At 64.8% G+C, this 24,546-nt stretch carries 24 protein-coding genes, 2 tRNA genes and 1 riboswitch; of the genes, 22 read left to right on the top strand and 4 right to left on the bottom strand.

All coding sequences use genetic code 11. The features are described 5' to 3' along the window. Positions 1 to 143 precede the first annotated feature (143 nt). Positions 144 to 241: riboswitch (TPP riboswitch) on the top strand. The 18 genes from ACP4XC_RS15100 (at position 224) to ACP4XC_RS15015 (ending at position 16,906) form a co-directional block, all read left to right on the top strand. Further along, entirely contained in the window at positions 224 to 1,801 is a 1,578-nt protein-coding gene (locus ACP4XC_RS15100; protein WP_427171045.1) for a bifunctional hydroxymethylpyrimidine kinase/phosphomethylpyrimidine kinase, read from the top strand. Its footprint overlaps the riboswitch before it by 18 nt. A 354-nt stretch (positions 1,802 to 2,155) precedes the next feature. Next, positions 2,156 to 2,464 (top strand): 50S ribosomal protein L21, encoded by a 309-nt coding sequence (gene rplU / locus ACP4XC_RS15095; protein ID WP_056625134.1) that lies wholly within the window; start codon positions 2,156 to 2,158, stop codon positions 2,462 to 2,464. Positions 2,465 to 2,525: 61 nt separating this feature from the next. Next, on the top strand, positions 2,526 to 2,789 hold the full coding sequence (gene rpmA, locus ACP4XC_RS15090) for a 50S ribosomal protein L27 (RefSeq protein WP_009372867.1): 264 nt from the start codon (positions 2,526 to 2,528) through the stop codon (positions 2,787 to 2,789). A gap of 116 nt (positions 2,790 to 2,905) precedes the next feature. Beyond that, complete coding sequence (obgE, locus tag ACP4XC_RS15085) at positions 2,906 to 4,492, top strand: GTPase ObgE (RefSeq protein ID WP_427171042.1); 1,587 nt, start codon at positions 2,906 to 2,908, stop codon at positions 4,490 to 4,492. Beyond that, positions 4,482 to 5,642 carry a glutamate 5-kinase gene (proB, locus tag ACP4XC_RS15080; RefSeq protein ID WP_427171040.1) on the top strand — a complete coding sequence of 387 codons (1,161 nt, stop codon included), beginning with the start codon at positions 4,482 to 4,484 and terminating at the stop codon, positions 5,640 to 5,642. Before obgE ends, proB begins: the two co-directional genes overlap by 11 nt. 26 nt (positions 5,643 to 5,668) lie before the next feature. Further along, positions 5,669 to 7,024, top strand: coding sequence for a glutamate-5-semialdehyde dehydrogenase (locus ACP4XC_RS15075; protein WP_427171038.1), 1,356 nt, complete (start codon positions 5,669 to 5,671; stop codon positions 7,022 to 7,024). Positions 7,025 to 7,105: 81 nt separating this feature from the next. After that, positions 7,106 to 7,354 carry a hypothetical protein gene (locus ACP4XC_RS15070; RefSeq protein WP_427171036.1) on the top strand — a complete coding sequence of 83 codons (249 nt, stop codon included), beginning with the start codon at positions 7,106 to 7,108 and terminating at the stop codon, positions 7,352 to 7,354. Between the two features lie 40 nt (positions 7,355 to 7,394). Beyond that, positions 7,395 to 8,027 carry a nicotinate-nucleotide adenylyltransferase gene (nadD, locus tag ACP4XC_RS15065; RefSeq protein ID WP_427175124.1) on the top strand — a complete coding sequence of 211 codons (633 nt, stop codon included), beginning with the start codon at positions 7,395 to 7,397 and terminating at the stop codon, positions 8,025 to 8,027. An 8-nt stretch (positions 8,028 to 8,035) separates the two neighbouring features. Next, positions 8,036 to 9,328, top strand: coding sequence for a hypothetical protein (locus tag ACP4XC_RS15060; RefSeq protein WP_427171034.1), 1,293 nt, complete (start codon positions 8,036 to 8,038; stop codon positions 9,326 to 9,328). Between the two features lie 107 nt (positions 9,329 to 9,435). After that, on the top strand, positions 9,436 to 9,837 hold the full coding sequence (rsfS, locus tag ACP4XC_RS15055; protein ID WP_427171032.1) for a ribosome silencing factor: 402 nt from the start codon (positions 9,436 to 9,438) through the stop codon (positions 9,835 to 9,837). 141 nt (positions 9,838 to 9,978) lie between these two features. Further along, a tRNA-Ala gene (locus tag ACP4XC_RS15050) sits at positions 9,979 to 10,051 on the top strand. Positions 10,052 to 10,269: 218 nt separating this feature from the next. Continuing rightward, a tRNA-Ala gene (locus ACP4XC_RS15045) sits at positions 10,270 to 10,345 on the top strand. 123 nt (positions 10,346 to 10,468) lie between these two features. Continuing rightward, positions 10,469 to 10,822, top strand: a complete 354-nt coding sequence (locus tag ACP4XC_RS15040) for a zinc ribbon domain-containing protein YjdM (RefSeq protein ID WP_427171030.1) — start codon at positions 10,469 to 10,471, stop codon at positions 10,820 to 10,822. A 264-nt stretch (positions 10,823 to 11,086) separates the two neighbouring features. Further along, the gene (locus ACP4XC_RS15035) at positions 11,087 to 12,247 is read left to right on the top strand and encodes a class I SAM-dependent methyltransferase (RefSeq protein ID WP_427171028.1); all 1,161 of its coding nucleotides are present in this window, start codon (positions 11,087 to 11,089) and stop codon (positions 12,245 to 12,247) included. 158 nt (positions 12,248 to 12,405) lie between these two features. After that, on the top strand, positions 12,406 to 13,659 hold the full coding sequence (locus ACP4XC_RS15030) for an ROK family protein (RefSeq protein ID WP_427171026.1): 1,254 nt from the start codon (positions 12,406 to 12,408) through the stop codon (positions 13,657 to 13,659). A 116-nt stretch (positions 13,660 to 13,775) separates the two neighbouring features. Continuing rightward, complete coding sequence (locus tag ACP4XC_RS15025; protein WP_427171024.1) at positions 13,776 to 15,131, top strand: extracellular solute-binding protein; 1,356 nt, start codon at positions 13,776 to 13,778, stop codon at positions 15,129 to 15,131. 3 nt (positions 15,132 to 15,134) lie between these two features. Further along, on the top strand, positions 15,135 to 16,025 hold the full coding sequence (locus ACP4XC_RS15020; protein WP_427171022.1) for a carbohydrate ABC transporter permease: 891 nt from the start codon (positions 15,135 to 15,137) through the stop codon (positions 16,023 to 16,025). Further along, positions 16,022 to 16,906 (top strand): carbohydrate ABC transporter permease, encoded by an 885-nt coding sequence (locus ACP4XC_RS15015; protein ID WP_427171020.1) that lies wholly within the window; start codon positions 16,022 to 16,024, stop codon positions 16,904 to 16,906. Before ACP4XC_RS15020 ends, ACP4XC_RS15015 begins: the two co-directional genes overlap by 4 nt. Before the next feature lie 35 nt (positions 16,907 to 16,941). Here ACP4XC_RS15015 and ACP4XC_RS15010 read toward each other — a convergent pair whose 3' ends face one another. Next, entirely contained in the window at positions 16,942 to 17,139 is a 198-nt protein-coding gene (locus tag ACP4XC_RS15010) for a hypothetical protein (protein WP_427171018.1), read from the bottom strand. Positions 17,140 to 17,163: 24 nt separating this feature from the next. Next, a complete protein-coding gene (locus tag ACP4XC_RS15005) occupies positions 17,164 to 17,892 on the bottom strand; it encodes an SRPBCC family protein (protein ID WP_427171016.1) in 729 nt (242 codons plus the stop codon). Positions 17,893 to 18,309: 417 nt separating this feature from the next. Between ACP4XC_RS15005 and ACP4XC_RS15000 the strand changes: the two genes are divergently transcribed. Together ACP4XC_RS15000 and metE are read left to right on the top strand one after the other, a co-directional pair. Then, positions 18,310 to 19,281 carry a methylenetetrahydrofolate reductase gene (locus ACP4XC_RS15000; protein ID WP_427171014.1) on the top strand — a complete coding sequence of 324 codons (972 nt, stop codon included), beginning with the start codon at positions 18,310 to 18,312 and terminating at the stop codon, positions 19,279 to 19,281. A gap of 99 nt (positions 19,282 to 19,380) precedes the next feature. Further along, positions 19,381 to 21,738, top strand: coding sequence for a 5-methyltetrahydropteroyltriglutamate--homocysteine S-methyltransferase (metE, locus tag ACP4XC_RS14995; protein WP_427171012.1), 2,358 nt, complete (start codon positions 19,381 to 19,383; stop codon positions 21,736 to 21,738). Between the two features lie 83 nt (positions 21,739 to 21,821). Here metE and ACP4XC_RS14990 read toward each other — a convergent pair whose 3' ends face one another. After that, the gene (locus tag ACP4XC_RS14990) at positions 21,822 to 22,328 is read right to left on the bottom strand and encodes a DUF2004 domain-containing protein (protein ID WP_427171010.1); all 507 of its coding nucleotides are present in this window, start codon (positions 22,326 to 22,328) and stop codon (positions 21,822 to 21,824) included. A 98-nt stretch (positions 22,329 to 22,426) separates the two neighbouring features. Here ACP4XC_RS14990 and ACP4XC_RS14985 point away from each other — a divergent pair, with 98 nt between their 5' ends. After that, positions 22,427 to 23,854: an aldehyde dehydrogenase family protein gene (locus ACP4XC_RS14985; protein ID WP_427171008.1), complete on the top strand. Its 1,428-nt coding sequence runs from the start codon at positions 22,427 to 22,429 to the stop codon at positions 23,852 to 23,854. Here the strand turns inward: ACP4XC_RS14985 and ACP4XC_RS14980 are convergent. After that, on the bottom strand, positions 23,851 to 24,015 hold the full coding sequence (locus ACP4XC_RS14980) for a hypothetical protein (protein WP_427171006.1): 165 nt from the start codon (positions 24,013 to 24,015) through the stop codon (positions 23,851 to 23,853). The genes ACP4XC_RS14985 and ACP4XC_RS14980 overlap by 4 nt on opposite strands. Positions 24,016 to 24,138: 123 nt before the next feature. Here ACP4XC_RS14980 and ACP4XC_RS14975 point away from each other — a divergent pair, with 123 nt between their 5' ends. After that, positions 24,139 to 24,525, top strand: coding sequence for a low affinity iron permease family protein (locus tag ACP4XC_RS14975; RefSeq protein WP_427171004.1), 387 nt, complete (start codon positions 24,139 to 24,141; stop codon positions 24,523 to 24,525). The last annotated feature ends 21 nt before the right edge of the window (positions 24,526 to 24,546 follow it).

Raw genomic sequence — 24,546 nt, 5'->3', positions numbered from 1 at the left:
GCAGAGCTCCAGCAAGTCGGAGCTCCAGCAAGTCCACGGCTTGACGGACCTGGACTCCCACGAGCGCGTGCGGCCCGGGACCGGTGAATTTCACCGGTCCCGGGCCGCACCCGCGCTGTCCCCGCGTCCACGCGATAAGCTGGGTAACTGACACGGGGTGCCGCGCACAGGGCCGGCTGAGATTCACACCCGTTGAACCTGTCCGGCTAGCACCGGCGAAGGGATGTCTCCTTTGTCCTCATCGTTCCTGCCGCTCCACGGCTCCCCAGACGCCCCCGCGTCCGCTCCGGCCGCCCCTGCAACACCGCCCCGGGAGCTCCGGTCCATTCCCCGGGTGCTGGCCATCGCCGGCTCGGACCCCTCTGGCGGCGCGGGAATCCAGGCCGACCTGAAGAGCATCGCCGCCAACGGTGGCTACGGCATGGCCGCCATCACTGCCCTGACTGCCCAGAACACCCAGGGTGTCCGGGCGGTCCACGTCCCGCCGGCTGAGTTCCTGACCGCGCAGCTGGAGGCTATCAGCGAGGACATCAGCGTGGATGCCGTCAAGATCGGAATGCTTGGCGACTCCTCGGTGATTGCCGCCGTCCGCAGCTGGCTCGAAAAGTCCCGGCCCGGCGTCGTGGTCCTTGACCCGGTGATGGTCGCCACCAGCGGCGACCGGCTCCTGCAGGAGGCCGCGGAAGCGGAACTGCGGGATCTTCTGCCGCTGGCCGACCTGGTGACCCCCAACCTCGCCGAACTCGCCATGCTCCTCAACGAGCCGCAGGCCCGGGACTGGGAAACCGCCCTGGACCAGGGCAAACGGCTGGCGAGCCAGACCGGCACCACCGTGCTGGTCAAGGGAGGCCATCTCGACGTCGATGATTGCCCGGATGCCCTGGTGAACACCGGGGGACTGCTCAGCCAGGATGTGGTGGTGGTGGGCGGCGAGCGTGTCAACACGCGCAACAGCCATGGCACCGGATGCTCCCTGTCCTCCGCCATGGCCACCGCTCAAGCGCGGCTGGGCGACTGGGAGGCCGCCCTGCGTGAGGTCAAGCCGTGGCTGCAGGGCGCGCTGCGCGAATCAGGGCTCCTGGAGGTGGGATCCGGCAACGGCCCCGTCCACCACTTCCACCACCTGAAGTCCAGCGAGGTTGCCTGGGGCGAAGGGCAGTTCGCCGGGGCCCTGCGCGCTGAAGCCCAGGCGGATCTGGATGCCATCTACCGCCTGGAGTTCATCAAGGGACTTGCCGAGGGGACTCTGTCTGAGCAGCACTTCGGCTATTACCTCGCGCAGGACGCCCTCTACCTCAACGGGTACTCCCGGGTTCTGGCACGCGCGGCGGCCATTGCGCCCAGCGAGGCGGAGCAGCTGTTCTGGGCCCGGTCCGCGCAGCAGTGCCTGGAGGTCGAATCCGAGCTGCACCGCAGCTGGCTCAGCACCCGCTCCGTGACCGTCGAGCTGGGGCCCGTCACGAAGTCCTATGTGGACCACCTTCTCGCCGCCTCGGTGTCGGGCAGCTATGGGGTGCTGGTTGCTGCAGCGCTGCCGTGCTTCTGGCTCTACGCCGAAGTCGGCGCCGCTTTGCACGGGGAGTTTCTGGCCGCGGGCGCCCCGGCCGGGCACCCCTACGCGGACTGGCTCCGGACCTATGCGGATGAGGCATTCGCCGCCGCGACCCAGCAGGCGATCCTGTTCACCGATGCAGCCGCCCGGTCGGCATCGGAGGCGGAGCGCCAAGCCATGACCGTGGCGTTCAGGCAGTCGTGCCGGTACGAGGTGGATTTCTTCGACGCGCCGCGCCTTCACGCCTGACGCCAACAAGGCGGTAAGCCGGTAGGATAGTTGGGCACGGTTCCGGAAACCGTAAGGGCAACACGCGATCAGCATCCAGTGGCGCCTATCACGTAACATCATCCGGAACCAGCCTCATTTGCGGCCGAAGGCAAAATTAGCGTATTCTAGATCTTCGGTGCTTACGCCAACACTTGGGTTATGACCTCAAGGACGCTCCGCTTGGAATACGAGCCGGATTTGTCCAGGGGATAGCTCATGGGTTCCCAAGGGAATCCACCGGCGTTGAGGCACAGCGTGAGCCAAGCCAAAGAATTTGGACCCAGGTTCCGCACGCAAATCTAGTAATAAACGTCGAGAGAAGTGAGTTCCCCAGTGGTGTACGCGATTGTCCGCGCAGGCGGCCGCCAAGAGAAGGTTTCCGTTGGAGACTTCGTTACCCTGAACCGCGTCGCCGGTGGAGCCGGCAGCACCATTGAGCTGCCCGCCCTGTTGCTGGTCGACGGCGAGAAGGTCACGTCCGCAGCTGCGGATCTGGCTAAGGTAACGGTTACGGCTGAGATCCTCCAGGACCTTCGTGGTCCGAAGATCGTCATCCAGAAGTTCAAGAACAAGACCGGTTACAAGAAGCGCCAGGGTCACCGTCAGGAATTGACCAAGGTCAAGATCACCGGTATCAAGTAACCACCCGTTACTGTTCAGGTTTTCAACAGATTCCCCAGAATTTTTAAGGCAGGCATTTCAAATGGCACATAAAAAAGGCGCGAGCTCCACTCGCAACGGCCGTGACTCCAACGCCCAGTACCTCGGCGTCAAGCGCTTCGGCGGCCAGGTAGTTTCCGCAGGCGAGATCATCGTCCGCCAGCGCGGCACCCACTTCCACCCGGGCGCCGGCGTTGGCCGCGGCGGCGACGACACCCTGTTCGCTCTGACCCCCGGCGCCGTCGAGTTCGGCACCCGCCGTGGTCGTCGAGTCGTGAACATTGTGGCTGCTGCAGCTGCAGAGTAACAGCAATTCTTGAAGCGGTGGGGCGGGCCATTTGGTCCGCTCCACTGTTCTTTTAACCGCATTACAATCATCTTGGCGTCTTCGCACGTCCAGGAAAAAGCACTGAGGAGATCCACGTGGCTAGCTTTGTAGACCGGGTAGTACTGCACGTATCCGGCGGTACCGGCGGCCACGGCTGTGTCTCCGTCCACCGGGAGAAATTCAAGCCCCTCGGCGGACCCGACGGCGGCAACGGCGGCGACGGCGGCGACGTCATCCTGCGCGTTGACCCCCAGACCACCACGCTGCTGGATTACCACCACGCCCCCCACCGGCACGCCACCAACGGCGGACCCGGAATGGGTGACTGGCGCGGCGGCAAGAAGGGCGAAACGCTGATCCTTCCGGTGCCCGAGGGCACGGTTGTGAAGTCCAAGGACGGCGAGGTCCTGGCTGACCTCGTGGGCGAGGGCACCGAGTTCATCGCTGCTGCCGGCGGCCAGGGCGGCCTCGGCAACGCCGCACTCTCCTCGCAGAAGCGCCGCGCCCCCGGCTTCGCGCTGCTGGGCATCGAGGGCGAGTCCAGCGACATCGTCCTGGAACTGAAGTCCATCGCGGACATCGCGCTTGTGGGCTTCCCCTCGGCCGGCAAATCCAGCCTGATCGCGGCCATGTCCGCCGCGCGGCCCAAGATTGCCGACTACCCCTTCACCACCCTCATCCCGAACCTCGGCGTGGTCCAGGCCGGCGAAGTCCGCTTCACCATCGCTGACGTGCCGGGCCTGATCGAAGGCGCCAGCGAGGGCAAGGGCCTCGGCCACCACTTCCTGCGCCATGTGGAGCGCTGCGCCGCCCTCGTACACGTGCTGGACTGCGGCACGCTCGAGGCCGACCGCGACCCGCTCTCCGACCTTGCTGTCATTGAGGCCGAGCTTGAGAAGTACGCCGTCGACATGAGCTACAGCGGCGCCGACGGTGAAGTGGTGCCCCTGAACCACCGCCCCCGCCTCGTGGCGTTGAACAAAGTGGACCTGCCCGACGGCAGGGACATGGCCGAATTCGTCCGGCCTGAGCTCGAATCCCGTGGGTACAAGGTCTTCGAGATCTCGGCCACGAGCCACGAGGGCCTGCGCCAACTCGGCTTCGCCATGGCCGAAATCGTCAAGGCAGCCCGGGACGCGGCCGCCTCGGCTCCGCCCAAGGTCCATGCGCCGGTGCTCAGGCCCCGCGCCGTCAACGAGTCCGGCTTCACCATCCGCCGCGAGGAGAAGAACCTGGAGCCGCTGTTCCGGGTTCTGGGCGATAAGCCCGTGCGATGGGTCAAGCAGACCGACTTCACCAACGAGGAGGCAATCGGCTACCTCGCGGACCGCCTGGCCAAGCTGGGCATCGAAAACGAACTGTTCAAGCAGGGTGCCAAGCCTGGCGACACGGTGGTGATCGGCGAGGAAGACGGCGTCGTATTCGATTGGGAGCCCACCATGATGGCCGGCGCGGAGCTGCTGGCGTCCCCGCGCGGCACCGACGTGCGCTTCGCCGACATCGGCGACCGCCCGACCCGCGGCCAGAAGCGCGACGAGCAACAGGAGCGCCGCGACGCCAAGGCCGCTGCCCGTGCTGAGCTCGAAACGGAGCGCAAGGCCGGCATCTGGACCGAATCCGTGAGCAGCCGCAGGCTCCCGAAGCCGCTCAAGGAGAGTGGACTGGGCGCAGATGACGAGTAACGCCGTCGCAGTCCCCGGCGCAGCGGCAAGCCCGGCACAAGTGGACCGGACCTTGCTCTCCGGTGCGCGCCGGATTGTGGTCAAAGTGGGCTCATCCTCACTGACCAGCATTAAGGGCGGCATCTCCGAGGAGGCCCTGACCGGCCTGGCGGACGCCTTGTCGCACAAGCGGAATTCCGGCACCGAAATCATCCTGGTGTCTTCAGGTGCCATCGCAGCCGGGCTCGCGCCCCTGGGCCTGCCCAAGCGCCCACGTGATCTTGCCACCCAGCAGGCAGCCGCAAGCGTCGGGCAGGGTCTCCTGATGGCCCGGTACACGCAGGCGTTCGGCGCCCACGGGGTGACCGTCAGCCAGGTCCTGCTGACAGCCGATGACTTCATGCGCCGCAGCCAGCACACGAACGCCTTCCGCGCCCTCGACCGTCTCTTGAACCTTGGCGTGGTGCCCGTGGTCAACGAGAACGACACCGTGGCCACCCACGAGATCCGGTTTGGTGACAATGACCGCCTGGCGGCGCTGGTGGCCCACCTGGTGCGTGCGGACGCCCTGGTGCTGCTGTCCGACGTCGACTCTCTGTACGACGGTCCTCCGTCTCATGGAGCAAAGCGCATCGCCCACGTGGCCGGACCCCATGACCTCGAGGGCGTTTCCATTGGTCGCGCGGGCAAGGCCGGCGTGGGGACCGGTGGCATGCTCACCAAAGTGGAGGCGGCGTCCATCGCCGCCGGCTCCGGCATTCACGCCCTGGTGACTTCCACGTCCAATGCGGCCGCCGCGCTGGCGGGGGAGGACGTGGGGACCTGGTTCTCCGTCAATGGCTCGCGCAAGCCCATCCGGTTGCTGTGGCTCGCCCACCTTGCATCGGTGGAAGGCACGCTGGTGCTTGACGACGGCGCGGTCAAGGCCGTGCGCGACCGCCACACCTCGCTGCTGCCGGCCGGGATTTCCGCGGTGAGCGGCGACTTTGAGGCCGGCGATGCCGTGGAGATGGTGTCCGCCGATGGCACCGTGATTGCCCGGGGACTGGTCAACTACTCCGCCGCGGAATTGCCGCAGATGCTGGGCCGGTCCACCAAGGAACTCGGCAGATCGATGGGTCGCGGATATGACCGCGAAGTTGTTCACGTTGACGACCTGGTGCTGGTCTAAGCCTCCTGCTCGCCTAAACTTGGAGTATGACTGAGGCTTTGATTCCCCACGCTGCTGACATTCGCCAGGACACCGGGCAGGGTTCGCCTGCTGCGGCGGCGCCGGTTGCTTCTGCGTCGCCGGCCGAGGTGGAGGCCGCGGTGCACGGCATCGCCGACCGCTCGCGTGAAGCGTCCCGCCGGATGGCCCGCGCCAACCGTGCCTGGAAGGACAGGGGACTGCGTGCCATCGGTGCGGCCCTCCTCGAGCGCAAGACGCAGATCCTCGCAGCAAACGCCAAGGATGTGGCTGCAGGCAAAGCCAACGGCACCACGGCCGCTCTCCTTGACCGCCTCACTCTGACCGACGCCCGGATCAGGGCCCTTGCCGCCGCGCTGGAAAATCTTGCCAACCTCCCCGACCCCGTAGGTAATGTGGTGCGCGGCCAGACCCTGCCCAACGGGCTCCGGCTACGGCAGATCAACGTCCCCATGGGCGTCGTGGCAGCCATCTATGAGGCCAGGCCCAACGTCACTGTGGATATCGCGGGCCTGGCCCTGAAGAGCGGCAACGCCGTGATCCTGCGGGGCGGCAGCGCCGCCGCGGCCACCAATGAGGCCCTGGTGCATATTCTCCGGGATGCGCTGGAAACCGTGGGGCTGCCGGCCGATGCCGTCCAGACCGTGGACCAGTACGGACGTGAGGGGGCCAACGTACTGATGCGCGCCCGCGGCCGGGTGGACGTCCTGATTCCGCGTGGCGGCCGCGAACTGATCCAGGCCGTGGTCACCAACTCCTCGGTGCCTGTTATCGAAACCGGGGAAGGTAACGTGCACATCTTCCTGGACGAGTCGGCCAGTGAGGAAATGGCGGTGGAAATCCTCCTGAACGCCAAAACCCAGCGGCCCAGTGTCTGCAACACGGTGGAAACCCTCCTCGTCCACTCCCGTTCAACGGTGCTGCCCGCCGTCGCCTCGGCGCTGCGGAAGGCAGGCGTCACCCTGCATGCGGACGAGCGGATCCGGGCTTCCCTGCCGGCCTCCATCGAATCCACAGCCGCCACCGACGAGGACTGGGCCACCGAATACATGGACCTGGACCTTGCAGTTGCCATGGTTGACAGCCTGGATGATGCCCTCAAGCACATCCGCAGGTGGTCCACCGGCCATACGGAGGCAATCCTCACCAACAACCTGGCCAATGCGGAGAGGTTTATTGCGGAGATCGATTCGGCCGCCGTTATTGTCAACGCCTCCACCCGGTTCACCGACGGCGGTGAACTTGGCCTGGGTGCCGAGGTGGGAATCTCAACCCAGAAACTTCATGCGCGCGGTCCCATGGGGCTCACGGAGCTGACCACCACCAAGTGGATTGTCCAGGGCGAGGGCCAGATACGCGGCTAACAACGCTGTAACATGGAACAGAAGTCCTAAACGGCGCGTTCGTCCGCCGTCCCAATCTTATGAACTTATTAGGGGAGAAAAATGCTGCTCCAGCAGATCGCCACATCACTTGCCGCTGTTGGCGGCGAATCCGGCCATGAGGCGCCCGCTCCGCTCTGGGGCGAGCCGTGGATGTTCGGTGTGTCGATCTTTGTGATCATGGTGGTCCTGCTGTCCATCACGCTGTCCTACTCCAACCTGGGCAACCGTCACGAACCGGTGGAAGAGCACTCGGACCCGCACCGCCAGCACACGAACAAGCACGACCACGGCCAAGGCCGGAGTCACTGACATTAGTGCCATCCTGAAGCAGCGCGGCAGTAAGCGCCGCCTGCGTTTGGGTGTGATGGGCGGCACGTTCGACCCCATCCATCACGGCCACCTTGTCGCAGCCAGTGAAGTGGCTGCGAAGTTTGGCCTTGACGAAGTGGTGTTTGTACCAACCGGTCAGCCGTGGCAGAAGATGAGCAAGAAGGTCAGTGAGCCGGAGCACCGGTACCTGATGACTGTTATTGCCACGGCATCGAACCCGCGGTTCACCGTGAGCCGGGTGGACGTGGACCGGCCGGGTCCCACCTACACGATCGACACCCTGCGCGACCTTCGGACGCAGCGGCCCGACGCCGACCTGTTCTTCATCACCGGGGCAGACGCCATGGCCCAAATCCTGTCCTGGAAGAACATTGACGAGTTGTGGTCGCTGGCGCATTTTGTCGGCGTGACCCGGCCCGGGCATGTGCTGGACGGCATGGGCAGGAAGGATGTCAGCCTGCTGGAAGTTCCGGCCATGGCCATCTCTTCCACTGATTGCCGGACGAGGGTGGCAGCCGGGAATCCGGTCTGGTACCTCGTGCCGGACGGAGTGGTGCAGTATATTGCGAAATATGGCCTCTATACCGGTCAGGTCGACCCGGTGGACGACGCCACATTTACCGAGCTACACGAACCAGCCAGTACCGAGTGAGTTTTTAGATGAGCAAGGAACAGCCTCCCATCCGCAGCCGGCGTGAGCTACGCCGGGCCAGAGATGAGCGCGCCGAATCAAACCCGGACATTAAGACAGATGCTCCGGGCCAGGTTTCCCCTGCCGCAAAACCCCAGGCACCCCAGCCCGCAGCCCCCGATGTGGCGCCGGGGCGCGCTGGCGAGGACACCGGGACAGGGCGGGTCCGCCGTGTTGCTCCGGGCCCCGTGGACTCAGTCCGCCCAAGCTCCGCCACCGAACGGTCCTCGCAGATCCGGGCGCGGGACCGCGCAACCTTGCGCACCATCAAGGAACTGGCGGAAAAGGAAGAACAACTTTCCGGGGGCGGCCCTCCCACCCGCCGCCAACTGCGGCTCCAGCAGCTGCAGGCCGAAGCGGCTCCCGCGACCGCCGCCAACATGATCGTTCCGCCGGCCCGGACGTCGGCCCAGCGGATTGTGCCCACCGGGGGCCGCCCGGTTGCGGCACCGCCCGCCGGGGACAAGCCGGATGCCCCGGCAGCGCCAGCCTCCCCGCCATCGGAAGAAGGCCAGCCGGCCGACGGAATGACCGTTGAGCAGGCCCTGGCGGCACGGGCGCTCCTGGCCGAGCAGGCCCGCAATCAAATTGCCGGCATGGGGCATAATCCCGCCGACGATCCCGAGGCTGTGGACCCCGAGATCCTCGCCCAGCAGATTGCCTTGGCTGAACGCGCCGCCGTGCTGAACCGCCGCGCCATGGCCAAGCAAAAGCTTGCCGAAAAGACCAGCCAGCCCGCCCCGCCCAAGCCGGAGCCCTCGGCGGTGAGCAACCTTGCCATGGTCACTCCGCTGGAGTTTGTTCAAGTCCCGGGCGTGGACCGGCCGGTCATGAAGAAACCCGCAACCTCCTACGTTCCGGTGGTTACGAACCCCGGCCCCCGTCTGCAGCCGCCGCGGAAGGCTGGAGCGCGTAAGTCCGGAGCACCCAAACTGCGGAACGCGGGACCGGTCACCGGCCGGTCCGGCGTGCTGGCGCGGGCTGAGGCAGCCGCCCAGGCAGCGTCCGCTCCCGCCCGGCCGGACGCGCGGGCCCAGCAGGCAGCTGGCGGCGATTCCTGGCCGGCCGAATCCACCGAGAACTTCACCGAGGTCCCGCCCGTGGCCGCCAACGCGGCTTACGGATTGGATCCTTTGGATGCCGCCACGGCAGGGCTCGGACGGGCACACCGGGTCCGCCTTCTGCAGTTGGTGGTTTTGGCAATCGGCATCGTCGCACTCATCGCCGGGGTCACCATGATCATCAGCGGGCTCGCGCGCTGACCAGCACGTTGCGCACCGTCCCCAGGGCGGCCGCCACAGAAAAACACCCGGGTGCCCGCCCTGCGGCATCGAAACAAATCAGGCTTTAAACCACAACAAGGAGTCCCGTGACTGCATCCGAATCATCCATCGCCACAGCACGCGTGGCAGCGCATGCTGCAGCGGAAAAAATCGCCCAGGACATTGTGGCCCTGGACGTCAGTGAACGGCTTGCCCTGGCTGACGTCTTCCTGATCGCCTCGGCACCCAGCGAACGCCAGGTCAATGCAATCGTTGACGGAATCGAAGAGGAGCTGGGCAAGCAGGACATCCGGCCGGTGCGCCGTGAAGGCCGTTCCGGCGGCCGCTGGGTCCTGCTGGACTATTCCGACGTCGTTATCCACGTCCAGCACGAAGAGGACCGTGTTTTCTATGCGCTCGAGCGTCTGTGGAAGGACTGCCCTGTGGTGGACCTCCAGCTCGGCGATGACACGTCGGCTAAGGCCGCGGTTTCCTCCGAAGCGGAGTAGCAGAGGTTCGAACAGCCTGAATATGCCCGATTTGGAATTTTCGGAAAGGCTGTTCTAAGATATTTGAGTTGCTTCGGAGAGATCCGAACAGAAATTCGGGCCCTACAGTTCAGACTGCAGGAGCCGGAGCAACGAAAATTCGGGGCTGTGGCGCAGCTGGTAGCGCACCTGCATGGCATGCAGGGGGTCAGGGGTTCGAGTCCCCTCAGCTCCACCGGATAGTCCGCCGGAATCGCAAGGTTCCGGCGGACTTTTTTGTTGCCTTACGAGTTTGTTGCCGTCCGAGGGGGCCGCAAGGCACCGCCCGGGACTGCGAACGAAAGGAACGGCGGCTTATTTGTCCCGATTCGCGTCCGGGGCGATTGTGGATTAAGATAAACAAGTTGCTTTCGGGATAGCGGACTTATTCGGAGGGCAGCAGCCAGGAATACTGGGGCTGTGGCGCAGCTGGTAGCGCACCTGCATGGCATGCAGGGGGTCAGGGGTTCGAATCCCCTCAGCTCCACCAACAAAAAGGGAATCACCGTGACGGTGGTTCCCTTTTGGCTTCTTCCCGGCCGCCCCCCGGGGAGACGCTGCTGTGCTGCCGCCTGGCCTCGGGCAAGGGCACGGCCCGACTAAACTTGGGGACGTGAATGACTCCCTTCCCCCCTGCCCCGAATGCTCCAGCGAATACACCTATGAGATGGGGGCGCTCCTGGTGTGCCCGGAGTGCGCCCATGAATGGTCCCCGGGCGCCGATGAAGGCGCGGATGAGGCTGCGGAGGCAGCCATCAAGGATGCTGTGGGCAACATCCTCGCGGACGGTGACACCGTCACTGTGGTGAAGGACCTGAAGATCAAGGGCAGCTCCACAGTCATCAAAGTCGGCACCAAGGTCCGCGGTATCCGCCTCGTCAACGGCGTGGGCGACCACGACATTGACTGCAAGGTGGACGGCGTCGGCCCCATGCAGCTCAAGTCAAGCGTCGTCAAGAAGATCTGACCGGGGGAGCGGCCATCACCGACGATAACGTGCGGTTCGCCGACGTCGTGTTGATCGGCGCCGGCGAGGCAGGTTTGTCCGCCGCCTTTCACCTGCTGCGCCGCGGCTTCGTGGCCCCGAGTTTGGTGATAACCACCCTGGTCACCCGACGGGAGCCGGCGCAGCGCCGCGGCCGAACCGCGGGTGCACCTGGGGGAGCTACGGTAAATTGACTGGGTGGATTCCCGGCCGATGGGACCTTTCCCGGCCGATTGGACCAAGAAGATGACAGAAGGCGGCAGTTCGCACGTGGCGGAGCACAACTTTGAATCAGTAGCCAGCCGTCTGCGCAGGTTCCCCGACGTGGAGGCCCCGAACCTCCAGGCCTGGGATGCCACGGACAAGCTCCTGCTCGAGGCTGCGGCCGGGGTGCTGACTGAGCACAGCGACGTGGCAATTATCGGGGACCGTTTCGGTGCGCTCACCCTGGGCATGCTGTCTTGCCACGGGCGGAAGCATGTCCGCGTCCACCAGGACCTCATCACCGGTGCGCGTGCCCTCCGCAACAACGCAACCGCCCTCGGCATCGATGGCGGGTACGAACAACTTCCGCTCGGTGCTGCTCTGCTTGAGGGTGCGGACGTGGTCCTGATGCAGTTGCCCAAGACGCTCGCGGAGCTGGAGGAGGTGGCAGATGCGGTGGCCCGCTACGCCGCGCCGCACGCCGTGCTGTTCGCCGGCGGCCGCGTCAAACACATGAGCCTGGGCATGAACGCGGTCCTTGCGAGGTATTTCAGCGACGTCCAGCCGCAACTTGCCCGGCAAAAGTCCAGGGTCCTGACCGCACGGAACCCCCTGCCCGTCCCAGGGCCGCCGCCCTTCCCCGTCACGGAGCGGAATTCGGAACTCGACCTCACCGTTTGCGCGCGCGGCGCGGTATTCGCCGGCACCAAGCTGGACATCGGAACCAGGTTCCTGTTGGAGTTCCTGCCCAGCATGCCGCCGGCGCGGCGTGTGGTGGACCTGGGCTGCGGAACGGGCATCCTCGCCGCAATGTATGCGCGCAGCCATCCGAACGCCCGGGTCACCGCCACCGACCAATCGGCAGCCGCAGTGGACTCCGCCGGCGCCACCGCCGAAGCGAACGGGCTGACGGGCCGGATCACCGTGCTCCAGGATGATGCGATGCGGTCGCTGCCCGATTCCTGCGCTGACCTGATTCTGCTGAATCCGCCGTTTCACCTTGGCGCCAGCGTTCATGCCGGGGCCGGGACTAAGATGTTCGAGGCGGCCGGACGGGTCCTTGCCCCACACGGAGAGCTCTGGACTGTGTTCAACAGGCATCTGCACTATCTGCCGGCCCTGGAACGGCTGGTTGGGCCCACGCGGGTGGCGGGACAGAACGCCAAATTCATCGTTACCGTGAGCACCCCGGGCGGCCGCTAGCAGAGGTGGAATACATTGCCGCCGGCAGAGCGTGCGGCTCGCCCCGGAAGCCCGGCTTCCGCGGCCATCAGCTCAGCGTGTGGACGTACCGTGACGCCCACTCGTAACGTACGATTCAACCATCAGTAGTGCATAGCCGAAGAAGTTTAGGGGAATCCGTGACTGAGATCCGCCAGCCCTCGCCGAGGCGCGGAACAAATCTGCCCCGCATGGGTGACTTCAACCTCACGGTCATCCTGGACGCAATCCGCCGTTCTTCGGGCGGCCTCAGCCGCGTTGAACTCGCCCAGATCGTGGGACTTTCCCCGCAGACCATCTCCAATATTTCCCGGCGGCTTTTGGAGCAGAACCTCATCGTCGAAGCCGGCAAGGAAGGTAGCGGGCCGGGCAAGCCGCGCACCATCCTCCGGCTCAACCCCGCCGGCATGTATGCCGTGGGCGTGCACCTTGACCCGGCAGTCACCACTTTCGTGGTCCTGGACCTGGTGGGGGCGGTGGTGAAACACTCTCGGATGAAGACCCCCGAGGCCGGCGATCCGGACGCCGTGATCGGCATCATAGCGGCCGAAATCAAAGAACTCGTGGCCACCTCCGGAGTGGACCCGGAGAAAATCGCCGGACTTGGCGTTGCCGCCCCGGGACCCATCGACCTTGATGAGGGCACCGTGGTGGATCCGCCATTGTTGCTCGGATGGGACCACGTGCCGCTTCGCGACGCCCTGGCCGAGGCCACCGGCTTGTCCACGCTGGTGGACAAGGACGTCACAAGCGCCGCTGTCGCTGAGACCTGGGCCGGCGGCCCCAGCGGCTCCGGAAGTTTCGTCTTTATGTACATGGGCACCGGCATCGGCTGCGGAATCGTCCTCAATGACGAAGTGGTGCGTGGCACCTCCGGTAACGCCGGCGAGATCGGGCACATCATCGTTGACCCCGACGGGCCACCCTGCGACTGCGGCCTGCGGGGATGCGTCAAGTCTTCCTGCATTCCGCAGGTCCTCGTTTCCCAGGCCGAGGAAGCCGGCGTGTTGGTTGACTCCCGCGGGCTCACCAGCGCTCCCGCGGTCCAGGAAAGCTTTGCGAAGCTCTGCCTTGCCGCCGATACCGGAGACGTCAAGGCCGGCGAGATCCTCGACAAGTCCGCCGTGCTGGTGGCCCGGGCGGTGGCGGTTGTGACCAACACTCTTGACGTGGAACGGGTGGTCTTTGGTGGTCCATTCTGGACGTCCCTATCGCACCGCTACCTGGACCGGATTCCGCCGCTGGTGACGGAGAACAGCGCGGCCCGCCGGATCCACGGCATCGAAGTGGTGGGTACGGGCGTTGGTGAGGACGTGGGCGCCATCGGTGCTGCCTGCCTGGTCCTCGAGCATACGTTGGCGCCTCGCGCCCAGCGCCTTCTCCTGGAAGGGTAGGGGGCCGCCCCGACACCTTGTCAGAGGGACTTGCTAACCTGAATTGCATATCGGCTAAAGGCTGGGGCCAGCAGAGACAATATTGGGGGCTGCAGCCGCTCGAGGAATGGAGCGTCATGCGTGGCCCTATAAAACTGTCTTTTTCGTTGTTCGCCTCAGCGGTGCTGCTGGCCACATCGGCATGTTCGGCGGAACAGCCCAACGCCGGCAGCCGGACCTTGAAAATTGTCTATCAAAAAACCGATTCATTTGCAGCGTTGGACAACCTGTTCAAGGATGCAAAGAAGGAGTTCGAGGCCGCGAACCAGGGAATCACGGTGGATCTGCAGCCTATCCAGGCCAATGACGACGATTACGGTACCAAGCTCGCTTTGGCATTGAGGTCAAAGGAGACCGCACCGGATGTCTTCTACGAGGACACGTTCAAGGTCAGGTCCGATGTCGACGCCGGATACCTCCTGAAGCTGGATGGCTACCTCGAGAAGTGGGACGACTGGAAGACATTCAACGAGTCAGCGAAGGCAGCCGGCGCCGCGGACGACGGCGGGATCTACGCCGTGCCCGTTGGCACGGACACCCGGGGCATCTGGTACAACAAGAAAGTCTTTGAGAAGGCCGGAATTCCGCTGCCCTGGCAGCCCAAGACGTGGGACGAGATCCTCGACGCCGCCCGCAAGATGAAAGCGGCGGATCCTTCCCTTATCCCCTTCAACATGTATGCCGGAAAAGCCACAGGTGAGGGCACAGTCATGCAGAGCTTCTACGAGCTGCTCTATGGCACCGGCAGCGAACTATACGACCAGAAGGAAAAGAAGTGGGTTGTGGGGTCTGCCGGATTCACGGACTCGCTTGCTTTCCTGAAGACACTCTACGACGAAAAGCTTGCTGTCCCGCCGGCCGAGGCGCTCGATTCCAACGTGTGGAAGAAGGTCTTCGGCGAGTTGCTGCCGCAAGGCAAGATGGGGGCGACAGTCGAGGGTTCCTATGCGCCCTCGTTCTGGCAAAAGGGCGGCAGCTACGAATGGCCGGGCTACACCACGGACATGGGAGTGGCACCATTTCCAACCCAGCACGGCCAGGCGCCCGGCGGTGTCAGCATGTCCGGCGGCTGGACCCTGGCGGTAGGGGCGGATTCCTCCAACCCTGAGCTCGCCTTCAAGTTCCTGTCCACGGCGCTCAACAAAAAGAATTCACTGGCGTTCAACGTGGCTGGCTCACAGATCGCCGTCCGCACCGACGTTGCAGCGGACCCCGGCTACCTTGGGGCCAATCCGTTCGTCAAGGACGTCACCGGGCTGGTCTCCGTCACCCACTACCGGCCGGCCACGGCGGACTACCCCAGGGTCTCCGCGGCCGTGCAGGCCGCCACCGAAGCGGTGATCACCGGCGCGATGTCACCGCAGGCGGCCGCGGCGCAATACGACAAATCAGTCAGGGACCAGGTGGGTGACGCCAAGGTCCTGCAGAAATAGCGGATGACATCCCGAGCCCCCGCCAGGCGCCGGGCACGGCCGGAGCGCTGGCTGCCGCTCGTTCCGTCCGTCCTGCTCATCCTGGTCTTCATAGCGGCGCCCGTGCTGTGGTCCTTTCGCGCGTCCTTCACCAACGCAGCCCTCACGGGACGCAATGCGCGGAATCCAAGCTGGACCGGGCTGGAGAACTACGCCCGGATGGCCAGCGACGCCATCTTCCCCTCTTCAGTGGTGCTCACCGTACTGTTCGTGGTGGGCTCGGCCATCCTGGGCCAAAACCTGCTGGGGCTGCTGATCGCAGGGCTGATGGCCCGGGCGCGGAGGCCAGTGGCGGCCGTCGTCGGTGCCGCCGTGCTGGCGGCGTGGGTGTTGCCGGAGATCGTAGCGGCCTTCGCCTGTTACGCGTATTTCAACAAGCAAGGCACTCTGAACCAGTTGCTGGCCGGGGCCGGCCTCGCTGGGGCGGACTGGCTTTATGCGTTTCCCATGGTGGCGGTGGTGCTGGCCAATATCTGGCGGGGCACCGCATTTTCCATGCTGGTCTACCGCGCGGCTCTCGCTGACCTGCCGGGGGACGTCACCGAGGCCGCCCTGATGGACGGCGCGGCGGGCTGGCAGCGGCTGGTGTACATCACTTTGCCCATGATGAGGCAAAGCATCGCCACCAACTTGATGCTCGTCACCCTTCAGACCCTGGCGGTCTTCACCCTGATCTGGGTGATGACGGCGGGTGGTCCCTCAAACGCCAGCACCACATTGCCCGTGCTGGCCTATCAGGAGGCGTTCAAGTTCGGGGACATCGGATACGGGACGGCTATCGCATCGGTGCTCATCGCCATCGGTCTGCTGTTCGGGGTGGTCTACGTCCGCCTGCTTCAGCGGGAGAAACCATGACGCAGGCACGGCAGCGGATGCGGCCGTCCAGGACCGGACGCGTGACATCGCCGATGCGGGGGAGTCTGCGGCGCGCCCGCACCCTGGCGGACCTGGCACTGTTGGCTATCGGTGCCTGCTTCGTGCTGCCGCTGTTGTGGCTGGCACTGGCCTCCCTCGACACGAAGGCCGGTTACCAGACGCAGCTGCCGGTCAGCCCCTCATTCGCCAATTTCTCGGCGGTCATCACCCCCGAGCTGCTGCTTCGCCCCATGCTCAACAGCCTGCTGATCTCCGCAGGGACCGCCACGCTGACCGTCGTTGCCGCGGTTCTGGCGGCCTACCCTCTGTCGCGTTTCCAATCGCGGTTCAACCGGCCGTTTCTCTATTCGATATTGTGCGGCACCTGCCTGCCCATCACGGCCATCATGGTGCCGGTCTATGGGCTTTTCGTGCAGTTGAAACTGCTTGATTCGATGGTTGCCACGGTCCTCTTTATGGCTGCCACCGCCTTGCCGATGGCAATCTGGATGACTAAGAACTTCATGGATTCGGTTCCCCTGTCCCTGGAGGAAGCCGCATGGGTGGACGGCGCCTCCGGGTTGACCGCCCTGCGCATGGTGGTGCTGCCGTTGATGCGCCAGGGACTGGGCGTGGTGTTCATCTTTGTGTTCATCCAGACCTGGGGCAATTTCTTTGTGCCCTTCGTGTTGCTTCTATCCCCGTCCAAGCAGCCCGCCGCGGTGTCGATCTTCAGCTTCTTCGGACAACACGGAGCCATCGCCTACGGCCAGCTGGCCGCATTTTCCATCCTCTACTCCGTGCCCGTGCTGGTTCTCTACCTGATCGTGGCACGCGGCACCGCCGGATCGTTGGCGCTGTCCGGGGCCATGAAGGGCTGACCTCAACGCGCTCAGGCTCCAACCCGGGCAGGGCTTTAGTCGATGTCCTCCACCACGGTCCCGAACGGGAGGGTGTCATCAAGATGAGCCTGATGATCGTGGGGGTGGACCACTACCCGCACGCCGTACCTGCGGTCAGCCGCGGACTGCATGAGGACCGGACGGACCGTGTTGACGATATTCTCGCTCTTGCCGGCGAGATACTCCTGGTAACTGGCTGGAAGCTGGATCATGCCACCAGAATAGCCCCGGGCAGCTCACATAGGGAGTGCCATAGGCCGCTCTTCGAATGGTCTGCCTTCCACCGGACCGGTCGCCTCCGGCCCGGCGATCTCCCCGCGCCTGACGCGGCGGCGGGTATTCTCCGCGCGGCTCCTGATTCCGTGCAGCATCCGCGTGGACATCACGAAGCTGGCCACTTCCACCGTCTCCACCAGCAACCGCGCCCACCACCGCCGGCAGGCATAGCGTTCACGAACCAGCAGCCGCGTTGTGCCGTCCGGCCTTTGCTGGAGGACAAAGGCCCACGTGAAGTCGAACGGAGCCGGAACCTCCCGGGGGCTGCGCAGCACCAGCAACTCGTCCGGAGCGATATCGGCCACCTCAAGGTACGCCGTGGGCGCCGGGGCAAGATGAATCCTGTCCCCGATATCCGTGCCCTGCCACTCTGGGTGGACCCGGTCGGCACTGCGGACATCCAGGCCGATAAGGTTCTCGAGGACGTCGTAGCTGTAGAATCCTCCCCGCCCCTGGCCAAGCTGGGCGAGCCAAGGCCAGACCTGAGTTGCGGGAGCCTTGATGCTGACGGCCCTGGTGGCCTCCAGCGCAGGACTGCGGATAAAGCCGTCGCCGGGCAGGTCAACGTCACACTCGGCAGTGGTGGCACCCCAGCGGAGTTGGATGCGCCGGAACAAAAGACCGCAGGACACGAGGCAGACGAGCGTTGCCGCAACGGCAAGCTCCGGAGGGATGGGTTTGCGTTTCATCGGCCAAGTCTTTCCGGCCCCGGGCTGCGTGTCACGGGCCGGAAGCCCCTAAGCAGCTCCATTGGCGAACAATGTTCTATTGCCGACTGAAACAGGGCGTAAAGGTGCGTCTTAATTCGGAGGCCAGCTTGAAAGCCCCGGGCTGGTGCCTCTAGAGTCTTATACAAGTTACCGAGGTAACGTGTCAGCGATCCTCTGCATTGGATCTGCCGCAAGCGGCAGCCAGGAGGGTGTGGGTGCCCCCATGTGGGCCTGACATTTGCTCACGGACAACTTCTTGTCAGGCGTAACAGTCGCGGCTGCGCCCTGCCGAAGTTCCTTCCGTGTTCCCCAAACTCAATTCATTGACGGCACAGCCATCCGAGGTCCCTCCGGCCACGGCGAAGCTGCTGGCAATGGCACCAGCCAAGGACGCAAATGTCACCACCCAGCCTTATTGACACCCATCCGAATCTCTCCGACACGGCGCCGGTAGCGCTGTCCTATGAGCTCTTTCCGCCGCGGTCGCCCGCGGCCGCGGAATCGCTGTGGACCACCATCAGTGAACTCGAGGCCACGGACCCCGACTACGTCTCTGTGACGTACGGCGCCAGCGGCTCCAACCGGGACACCGCCGTCGAACTCATCAACCGTCTCCTGCTGGAGACCACCCTTCGGCCACTGGCGCACCTGACGTGTGTGGGCAACACACCCCAGGAGCTCTCCGAAATCATCGGCGAACTGCTGGACGTAGGGGTCCGGGGGATCCTGGCGCTTCGAGGCGACCAGCCCAAGGACGGCGGGACGCCTCCTGCGGGTTCGCTGCGGTACGCCCAGGACCTCATCGAACTCATACGCCGGGTGGAGCAACGCCGCTCGGCCCTGCTGTGCGCCGGCAAGGTGGCCGTGGGCGTGGCAGCGTACCCTACGCGCCACCCGGAATCTCCCAGCGAGGCCCACGACGTCGAAGTCCTGCTCGCCAAGCAGCGTTCGGGCGCGGACTTTGCCATCACGCAGGTCTTTTTCCACACCGGGCAGTACGCGGACCTGATTGCCAGGGCACGCAGGGCCGGAGTCACCATCCCCATCATTCCGGGCGTGATGCCCCTCACCAGCGTCCGGAGGCTGACCCGGCTGAGCGAACTGACCGGCGTCGAGCCCGCTCCGGAGCTCATAGCGCGTCTGGCGGCAGCGGACACCGACGCCGAACGGCGCCTGATCGGGGTCCGGGCCACCGTGGACCTGGCTAACGCGGCGCTGGACGCCGGGGCCCCGGGAATCCACCTGTATACGTTCAACGAGCATGCCTGCGCCCTGGAGGTGCTGGACAAGCTGGCGCTGCCGCGCCCCGCTCGTCCGGCCAGCAGGCTTAGCGCCATCGCCCGCCGGCACCAGGAAATGGCGAGCTGAGGCTCGGGCCGCGCCCGCCGGCACTGCTCGCCAGGGCAAAAACACACTTTCAGCATCAAACACCCCTGATTTTTCACCCACAGATTCAAGGAATTTCACATGACTGACCTGACTGCCCCGCAGAACACCACCGCCGAAGGCACTGCCTTCCCGTCGGCCTCGATCCTTGGCTACCCGCGTATCGGCCGTCGCCGCGAATTGAAGAAGGCCGTCGAAGCCTATTGGGCCGGCAAGATCGACGCGGCGGCCCTTGATGCCGCGGCCAAGGAAATCCAGCTCGGCACGGCCAAGCGCCTCCAGGGCCTGGGATTGACCGAGGCTGCCGCCGTTCCCGGCACGTTTTCCTACTATGACCAGGTGCTCGACGCGATCGCCCACCTCGGCGCTGTCCCCGCACGTTTCGGCAACCTCCTCAACGCAGAGGGCCAGCTGGACATCGACGGCTACTTCACCCTTGCCCGCGGCACCAAGGACCAGCAGCCGCTGGAAATGACCAAGTGGTTCGACACCAACTACCACTACCTCGTTCCCGAAATCGGCCCGGAAACCACCTTCTCGCTGGCCTCGAACCGCATCGTTGAGGAATTCGAGTACGCCGTCGCCAACGGCGTGGAAACCCGTCCCTACATTGTGGGCCCGGTCACCTTCCTCTTGTTGAGTAAGGCTTCCGACGCCGCGACGGCGGACTTCGACCCGTTGTCCCGCCTCGAGGACGTCCTCCCCGTTTACGCCGCGCTACTGGAAAAGCTGGCTGCCGCGGGCGCCAGCTGGGTCCAGCTGGACGAGCCCGCCCTGGTGGTTGACCAGGACACGTCCGCCGAGGAAATCCAGGCCGCCGTGGAACGCTCCTACGAGGTCCTTTCCGCTGTGGCCAGCCGACCGCGGCTGTTTGTCTCCACCCCGTATGGCGCGTTGAACGGCCAGTTTGGGACCCTCGCCGCCACCAACATCGACGCCCTCCACATCGACGTCTTCAAGGGTGCGGTTCCTTCCGCCGAAGCACTGGCAGCACTGGGCAACAAGACCCTGGTTGCCGGTGTCGTGGACGGCCACAACATCTGGCGCAACGACCTGCAGGCTTCAGCGGACAAGATCGCCGAGCTGAAGAAGACCGTTGCCAAGCTGGCCATCAGCACCTCCACCTCCACCCAGCACGTACCGCACGATGTTGACGAGGAAACCCGGCTTTCCGCCCAGCTGCGCAGCTGGCTGGCATTCGCCGACCAGAAGGCAGTCGAGGTGGTCACCCTCGCAGGCCTGCTCACCGACCCGCTGGCCGTCCAGCCGGCCATCGACGAGGCCACCCGCATCATCGCCTCCCGCGCTGAGGCCGAAGGCGTGCGCCGGGCCGACGTCCGGGCACGCATCTCCGCCCTGACCCCGGCGGACTTCAACCGCTCCGACTATGGTGTCCGCGAAGCCGCCCAGGAAAAGGCGCTGCACCTCCCGCCCCTGCCCACCACCACCATCGGGTCCTTCCCCCAGACGTCCGAGATCCGTACCGCCCGTGCCCGCGCCAACAAGGGCGACCTCACCACCGAGCAGTACGAGCAGCTCATGAAGGACGAGATCAAGCGCGTTGTTGAACTGCAGGAAGAGCTCGGCTTCGATGTCCTGGTGCACGGCGAGCCCGAGCGCAACGACATGGTCCAGTACTTCGCCGAGAACCTCGAAGGTTTCGACGTCACCGTGCACGGCTGGGTCCAGTCCTACGGCTCACGCTGCACGCGCCCGTCCATCCTCTGGGGCGATGTCACCCGGAGCGCCCCCATCACGGTGGACTGGGCCAAGTATGCCCAGTCCCTCACCGAGAAGCCGATGAAGGGTATGCTCACCGGTCCTGTCACCATCCTGGCCTGGTCCTTCGTCCGCGACGACCAGCCGCTGGGGGAGACGGCCAACCAGGTTGCCTTGGCCCTGCGCGACGAGATCGCTGACCTCGAAGCAGCCGGCATCAGGGTTATCCAGGTGGACGAGCCCGCGCTCCGCGAACTCCTGCCGCTGCGCAAGGCAGACCAGGCCGCGTACCTGGACTGGTCCGTCAACTCCTTCCGGCTCTCCACCGCCGGTGCAGCCGACGCCACCCAGATCCACACGCACCTTTGCTACTCCGAATTCGGCGCCATCATTGACGCCATCGACGGGCTAGACGCCGACGTGACCTCCATCGAAGCCGCACGTTCACGCATGGAGGTTGTGCACGACCTCGAGTCCCACGGCTTCGGCCGCGGCGTTGGCCCGGGCGTCTACGACATCCACTCCCCGCGTGTTCCGGGGGAGCAGGAAGTCACCGAGCTCCTGAGCACCGCCGTAAAGCACGTCCCGTCCCGCCAGCTCTGGGTCAACCCGGACTGCGGACTGAAGACCCGCGGCTACGCCGAGACCGAGGAGTCCCTGCGGAACCTCGTCGAGGCCACCAAGACCGTTCGCGCCGAACTGTTGGAAGAAGCCAAGTAGCTCAACCACGCACGACGGCGCCCGGTCACCCCTCAAGGTGACCGGGCGCCGTCGTGCGTTACCGCGCAGTTTTCCCGGCGTCCTCAGGACTCCCAGAGGATTTCGTCGTCAACGACGCCGTCCTCGTCCGCGGAGGCCACCAGCACCTCGTCGGTGAAGTGGGCGCCAAGGGTGAAATCGAGGACGAAGTAACGTTCAGGCTGGCCTGGGTAGATACCCACATGGCCAAGCTTCAAGGCTTTGAGGAATACATCATGCGTGAGCTCGCTTCGGTCCGAGACTCCAAAAACCGCCTGTAGATGCTCCGGCTTGATGGCGTTGCAATGGAAACGCAGGTACTCCTGGGGACTGGTGCCGTCCTGTTCGAGTTCGTCGGCAATCATGTCCCGCACCTGATCCACGAGCTCGGGCAGGAAGCGCAGCCTGTAATCAACCTTGTGCAGGGCCGCCTCATCGAAGTGGTCGTGCGCGTTGACGTTCAGGTCCAGCTCCACGGTATGGCCGGCCAGCTCATGCCTGGCGGCGAACAAATGGTCGCGCCCGTGGTTGAGTTCGACCTCTCCGAAGTGCTGGCTTGCTACCTTGCTCATGTCTTCAACATAGTCCTCTCTGGCAGTCCATTCCAGCGTTGGAGAGCTTTTTGTCCGGCACCGTTCACGCCCCGGTCCGTCCGCGGTAGATTGATCGGATGGAATCCGCCGTCACCGCCGTCGCCCGTTCCCGCGAAGTCTTCAACAGCGGTGCGAGCCGCCCGCTGAAGTGGCGGCTGGAGCAACTGGCCAATCTGCGCAGCATGCTGAGCGAACGGGGCGAGGACTTCGCAGACGCCCTGCACCAGGACCTGGGCAAGCACCGTACGGAGTCGGAGCTGACGGAGATCGGCTTCGTCGCCGGAGAGGCGGCACATCTTCAACGGCATCTGGAGGCATGGCTTCGTCCCAAGCCTGTGCCGGTACCGCTCACGGCGCAGCCGGCCAAAGCATGGACCCAGCTAACGCCATTGGGCGTTGTGTTGATCATCGGTCCGTGGAATTACCCGGTGCAACTGACTTTGGCCCCCCTTGCGGGGGCCCTTGGGGCGGGCAATACGGCAGTGCTGAAACCGAGCGAACACGCCCCCGCCACCTCCGCTATGCTCTCGCGCTGGGTGCCGGAATACCTGGGCGGCGCGGTAGAGGTGGTGACGGGCGGTGTCCCGGAAGCCGCGGCACTGCTCGCGGAACGATTCGACCACATCTTCTTCACCGGCGGTGAAAGCGCGGCGCGGGCGGTGATGCGGGCAGCCGCCGAGCATCTGACCCCGGTCACTCTTGAACTGGGCGGCAAATCCCCGGTGTACGTCGATGGCGTGTCCGATATTGGAGCGACGGCGAAACGCATCGCGTGGGGACGCTTCATGAATGCCGGCCAGACCTGCGTTGCGCCGGATTATGTGATGGGGACCCCCGCTACCCTTGAGGCGCTGGAATCTGCACTGGTGAAATCCATTGCGGCCCTCTTCGGGGATGATCCTTCAACCAGCGATTCTTACGGCCGGATCATTGATGACCGTCACTTTGGCCGACTCTCGGCCCTGGCGGACGGGAGCACTGTGGTTCATGGAGGTCAGCGTGATGCCGCCACCCGCTATTTTGCCCCGACCATCCTGCGCCCGTCCCGGGACGATGCCGTAATGAAGGAGGAAACATTCGGGCCGCTGCTGCCGCTGGTCCCGGTGGCCGGTCCGGACGAGGCCGCGCGCATGATCAATGCCGGACCCAAGCCACTGGCCCTGTATGTGTTCAGTCGCGACGATGAAGTGCGCCGCACCTTCGCCGAAGGCACGGCCTCGGGTGCGCTTTGCTATGGCGTGCCCACCGCCCACCTGACTGTGCCGGGGCTTCCCTTCGGCGGCGTGGGGGCAAGCGGCATGGGCGCCTACCACGGTGAGCACTCGCTGCGGACCTTCTCGCACGAACGCTCCACCCTGGACAAGCCGCTGTGGCCGGACACACTCGAACTGATCTATCCGCCCTACGGCAAGGCCAAGAGCACCCTGATCAGAGCCATTGCGGCGCCGGCCTGCGGCCGTCGCCGCAAACCGAGTCGCCGCAAACCGAGGGGACCGTGGGGTTAGAGTCCGCGGCCGCCGCGCGAACGGTTCACGAGGAACACCACCACGGCGATGACCAGCAAAATCGGGGCGATCCACAGCAGGAAGCTGACTGCTTTGACCGTTCCTCCGATAATGAAGAAAATGATGGCAATGACGAGTACGATCCAAATAAGCGCGTTCATTTTGCTGCCCACCTGCATTCTTGTAAGGACCCGGAGTTTCTCCGATGACCGATAGTACAACTCCGCAGGGGCCGGCACCAGAGTCATGGAATGCTGTACAGCCGCTGGACGGGGAGGCCTGGAATGACTACCGGGGACCGGGACGATAAGCCGGACATTTTTACGCGTTTCACCACCAGGACCGCCAAAGTGCTCGGCCACGCCTGGGTATTTGCCGGCGCAGTGGCGGTGCTGGTTATCTGGGCGTTCACCGGACCGCTGCTGGGTTTTTCCGATACCTGGCAGTTGGTCATTAACACGAGCACCACCATCGTGACATTCCTGATGGTGTTCATTATCCAGAACACTCAGAACAGGGACACAGCGGCCCTGCACGTGAAGCTTGATGCTTTGATGCTGGAACTCAGAGTGAGTAACGCGAAACTTTATGACGCCGAAAATGAAGGCGAAAAAGAAATAGAGCGGCAACGCAAACGGATTGAAAGCGAAGCCGAAAAGAACCAGGAATAAGGACGTCCAGGCGCGTGCACA

The sequence above is a fragment of the Arthrobacter sp. 92 genome (assembly GCF_050260325.1).
Classification (GTDB): Bacteria; Actinomycetota; Actinomycetes; order Actinomycetales; family Micrococcaceae; genus Arthrobacter.
This window is presented reverse-complemented; position numbering and strand designations above follow the sequence as displayed.

Bases quoted from the DNA above. Each gene is read 5' to 3' on its own strand.
- ACP4XC_RS15100 (WP_427171045.1), top strand. From the start codon at position 224: ATGTCTCCTTTGTCCTCATCGTTCCTGCCGCTCCACGGCTCCCCAGAC.
- rpmA (WP_009372867.1), top strand. From the start codon at position 2,526: ATGGCACATAAAAAAGGCGCGAGCTCCACTCGCAACGGCCGTGACTCC.
- proB (WP_427171040.1), top strand. From the start codon at position 4,482: ATGACGAGTAACGCCGTCGCAGTCCCCGGCGCAGCGGCAAGCCCGGCA.
- ACP4XC_RS15075 (WP_427171038.1), top strand. From the start codon at position 5,669: ATGACTGAGGCTTTGATTCCCCACGCTGCTGACATTCGCCAGGACACC.
- ACP4XC_RS15070 (WP_427171036.1), top strand. From the start codon at position 7,106: ATGCTGCTCCAGCAGATCGCCACATCACTTGCCGCTGTTGGCGGCGAA.
- ACP4XC_RS15060 (WP_427171034.1), top strand. From the start codon at position 8,036: ATGAGCAAGGAACAGCCTCCCATCCGCAGCCGGCGTGAGCTACGCCGG.
- ACP4XC_RS15035 (WP_427171028.1), top strand. From the start codon at position 11,087: ATGACAGAAGGCGGCAGTTCGCACGTGGCGGAGCACAACTTTGAATCA.
- ACP4XC_RS15025 (WP_427171024.1), top strand. From the start codon at position 13,776: ATGCGTGGCCCTATAAAACTGTCTTTTTCGTTGTTCGCCTCAGCGGTG.
- ACP4XC_RS15020 (WP_427171022.1), top strand. From the start codon at position 15,135: ATGACATCCCGAGCCCCCGCCAGGCGCCGGGCACGGCCGGAGCGCTGG.
- ACP4XC_RS15015 (WP_427171020.1), top strand. From the start codon at position 16,022: ATGACGCAGGCACGGCAGCGGATGCGGCCGTCCAGGACCGGACGCGTG.
- ACP4XC_RS15010 (WP_427171018.1), bottom strand. From the start codon at position 17,139: ATGATCCAGCTTCCAGCCAGTTACCAGGAGTATCTCGCCGGCAAGAGC.
- ACP4XC_RS15005 (WP_427171016.1), bottom strand. From the start codon at position 17,892: ATGAAACGCAAACCCATCCCTCCGGAGCTTGCCGTTGCGGCAACGCTC.
- ACP4XC_RS15000 (WP_427171014.1), top strand. From the start codon at position 18,310: ATGTCACCACCCAGCCTTATTGACACCCATCCGAATCTCTCCGACACG.
- metE (WP_427171012.1), top strand. From the start codon at position 19,381: ATGACTGACCTGACTGCCCCGCAGAACACCACCGCCGAAGGCACTGCC.
- ACP4XC_RS14990 (WP_427171010.1), bottom strand. From the start codon at position 22,328: ATGAGCAAGGTAGCAAGCCAGCACTTCGGAGAGGTCGAACTCAACCAC.
- ACP4XC_RS14985 (WP_427171008.1), top strand. From the start codon at position 22,427: ATGGAATCCGCCGTCACCGCCGTCGCCCGTTCCCGCGAAGTCTTCAAC.
- ACP4XC_RS14980 (WP_427171006.1), bottom strand. From the start codon at position 24,015: ATGAACGCGCTTATTTGGATCGTACTCGTCATTGCCATCATTTTCTTC.
- ACP4XC_RS14975 (WP_427171004.1), top strand. From the start codon at position 24,139: ATGACTACCGGGGACCGGGACGATAAGCCGGACATTTTTACGCGTTTC.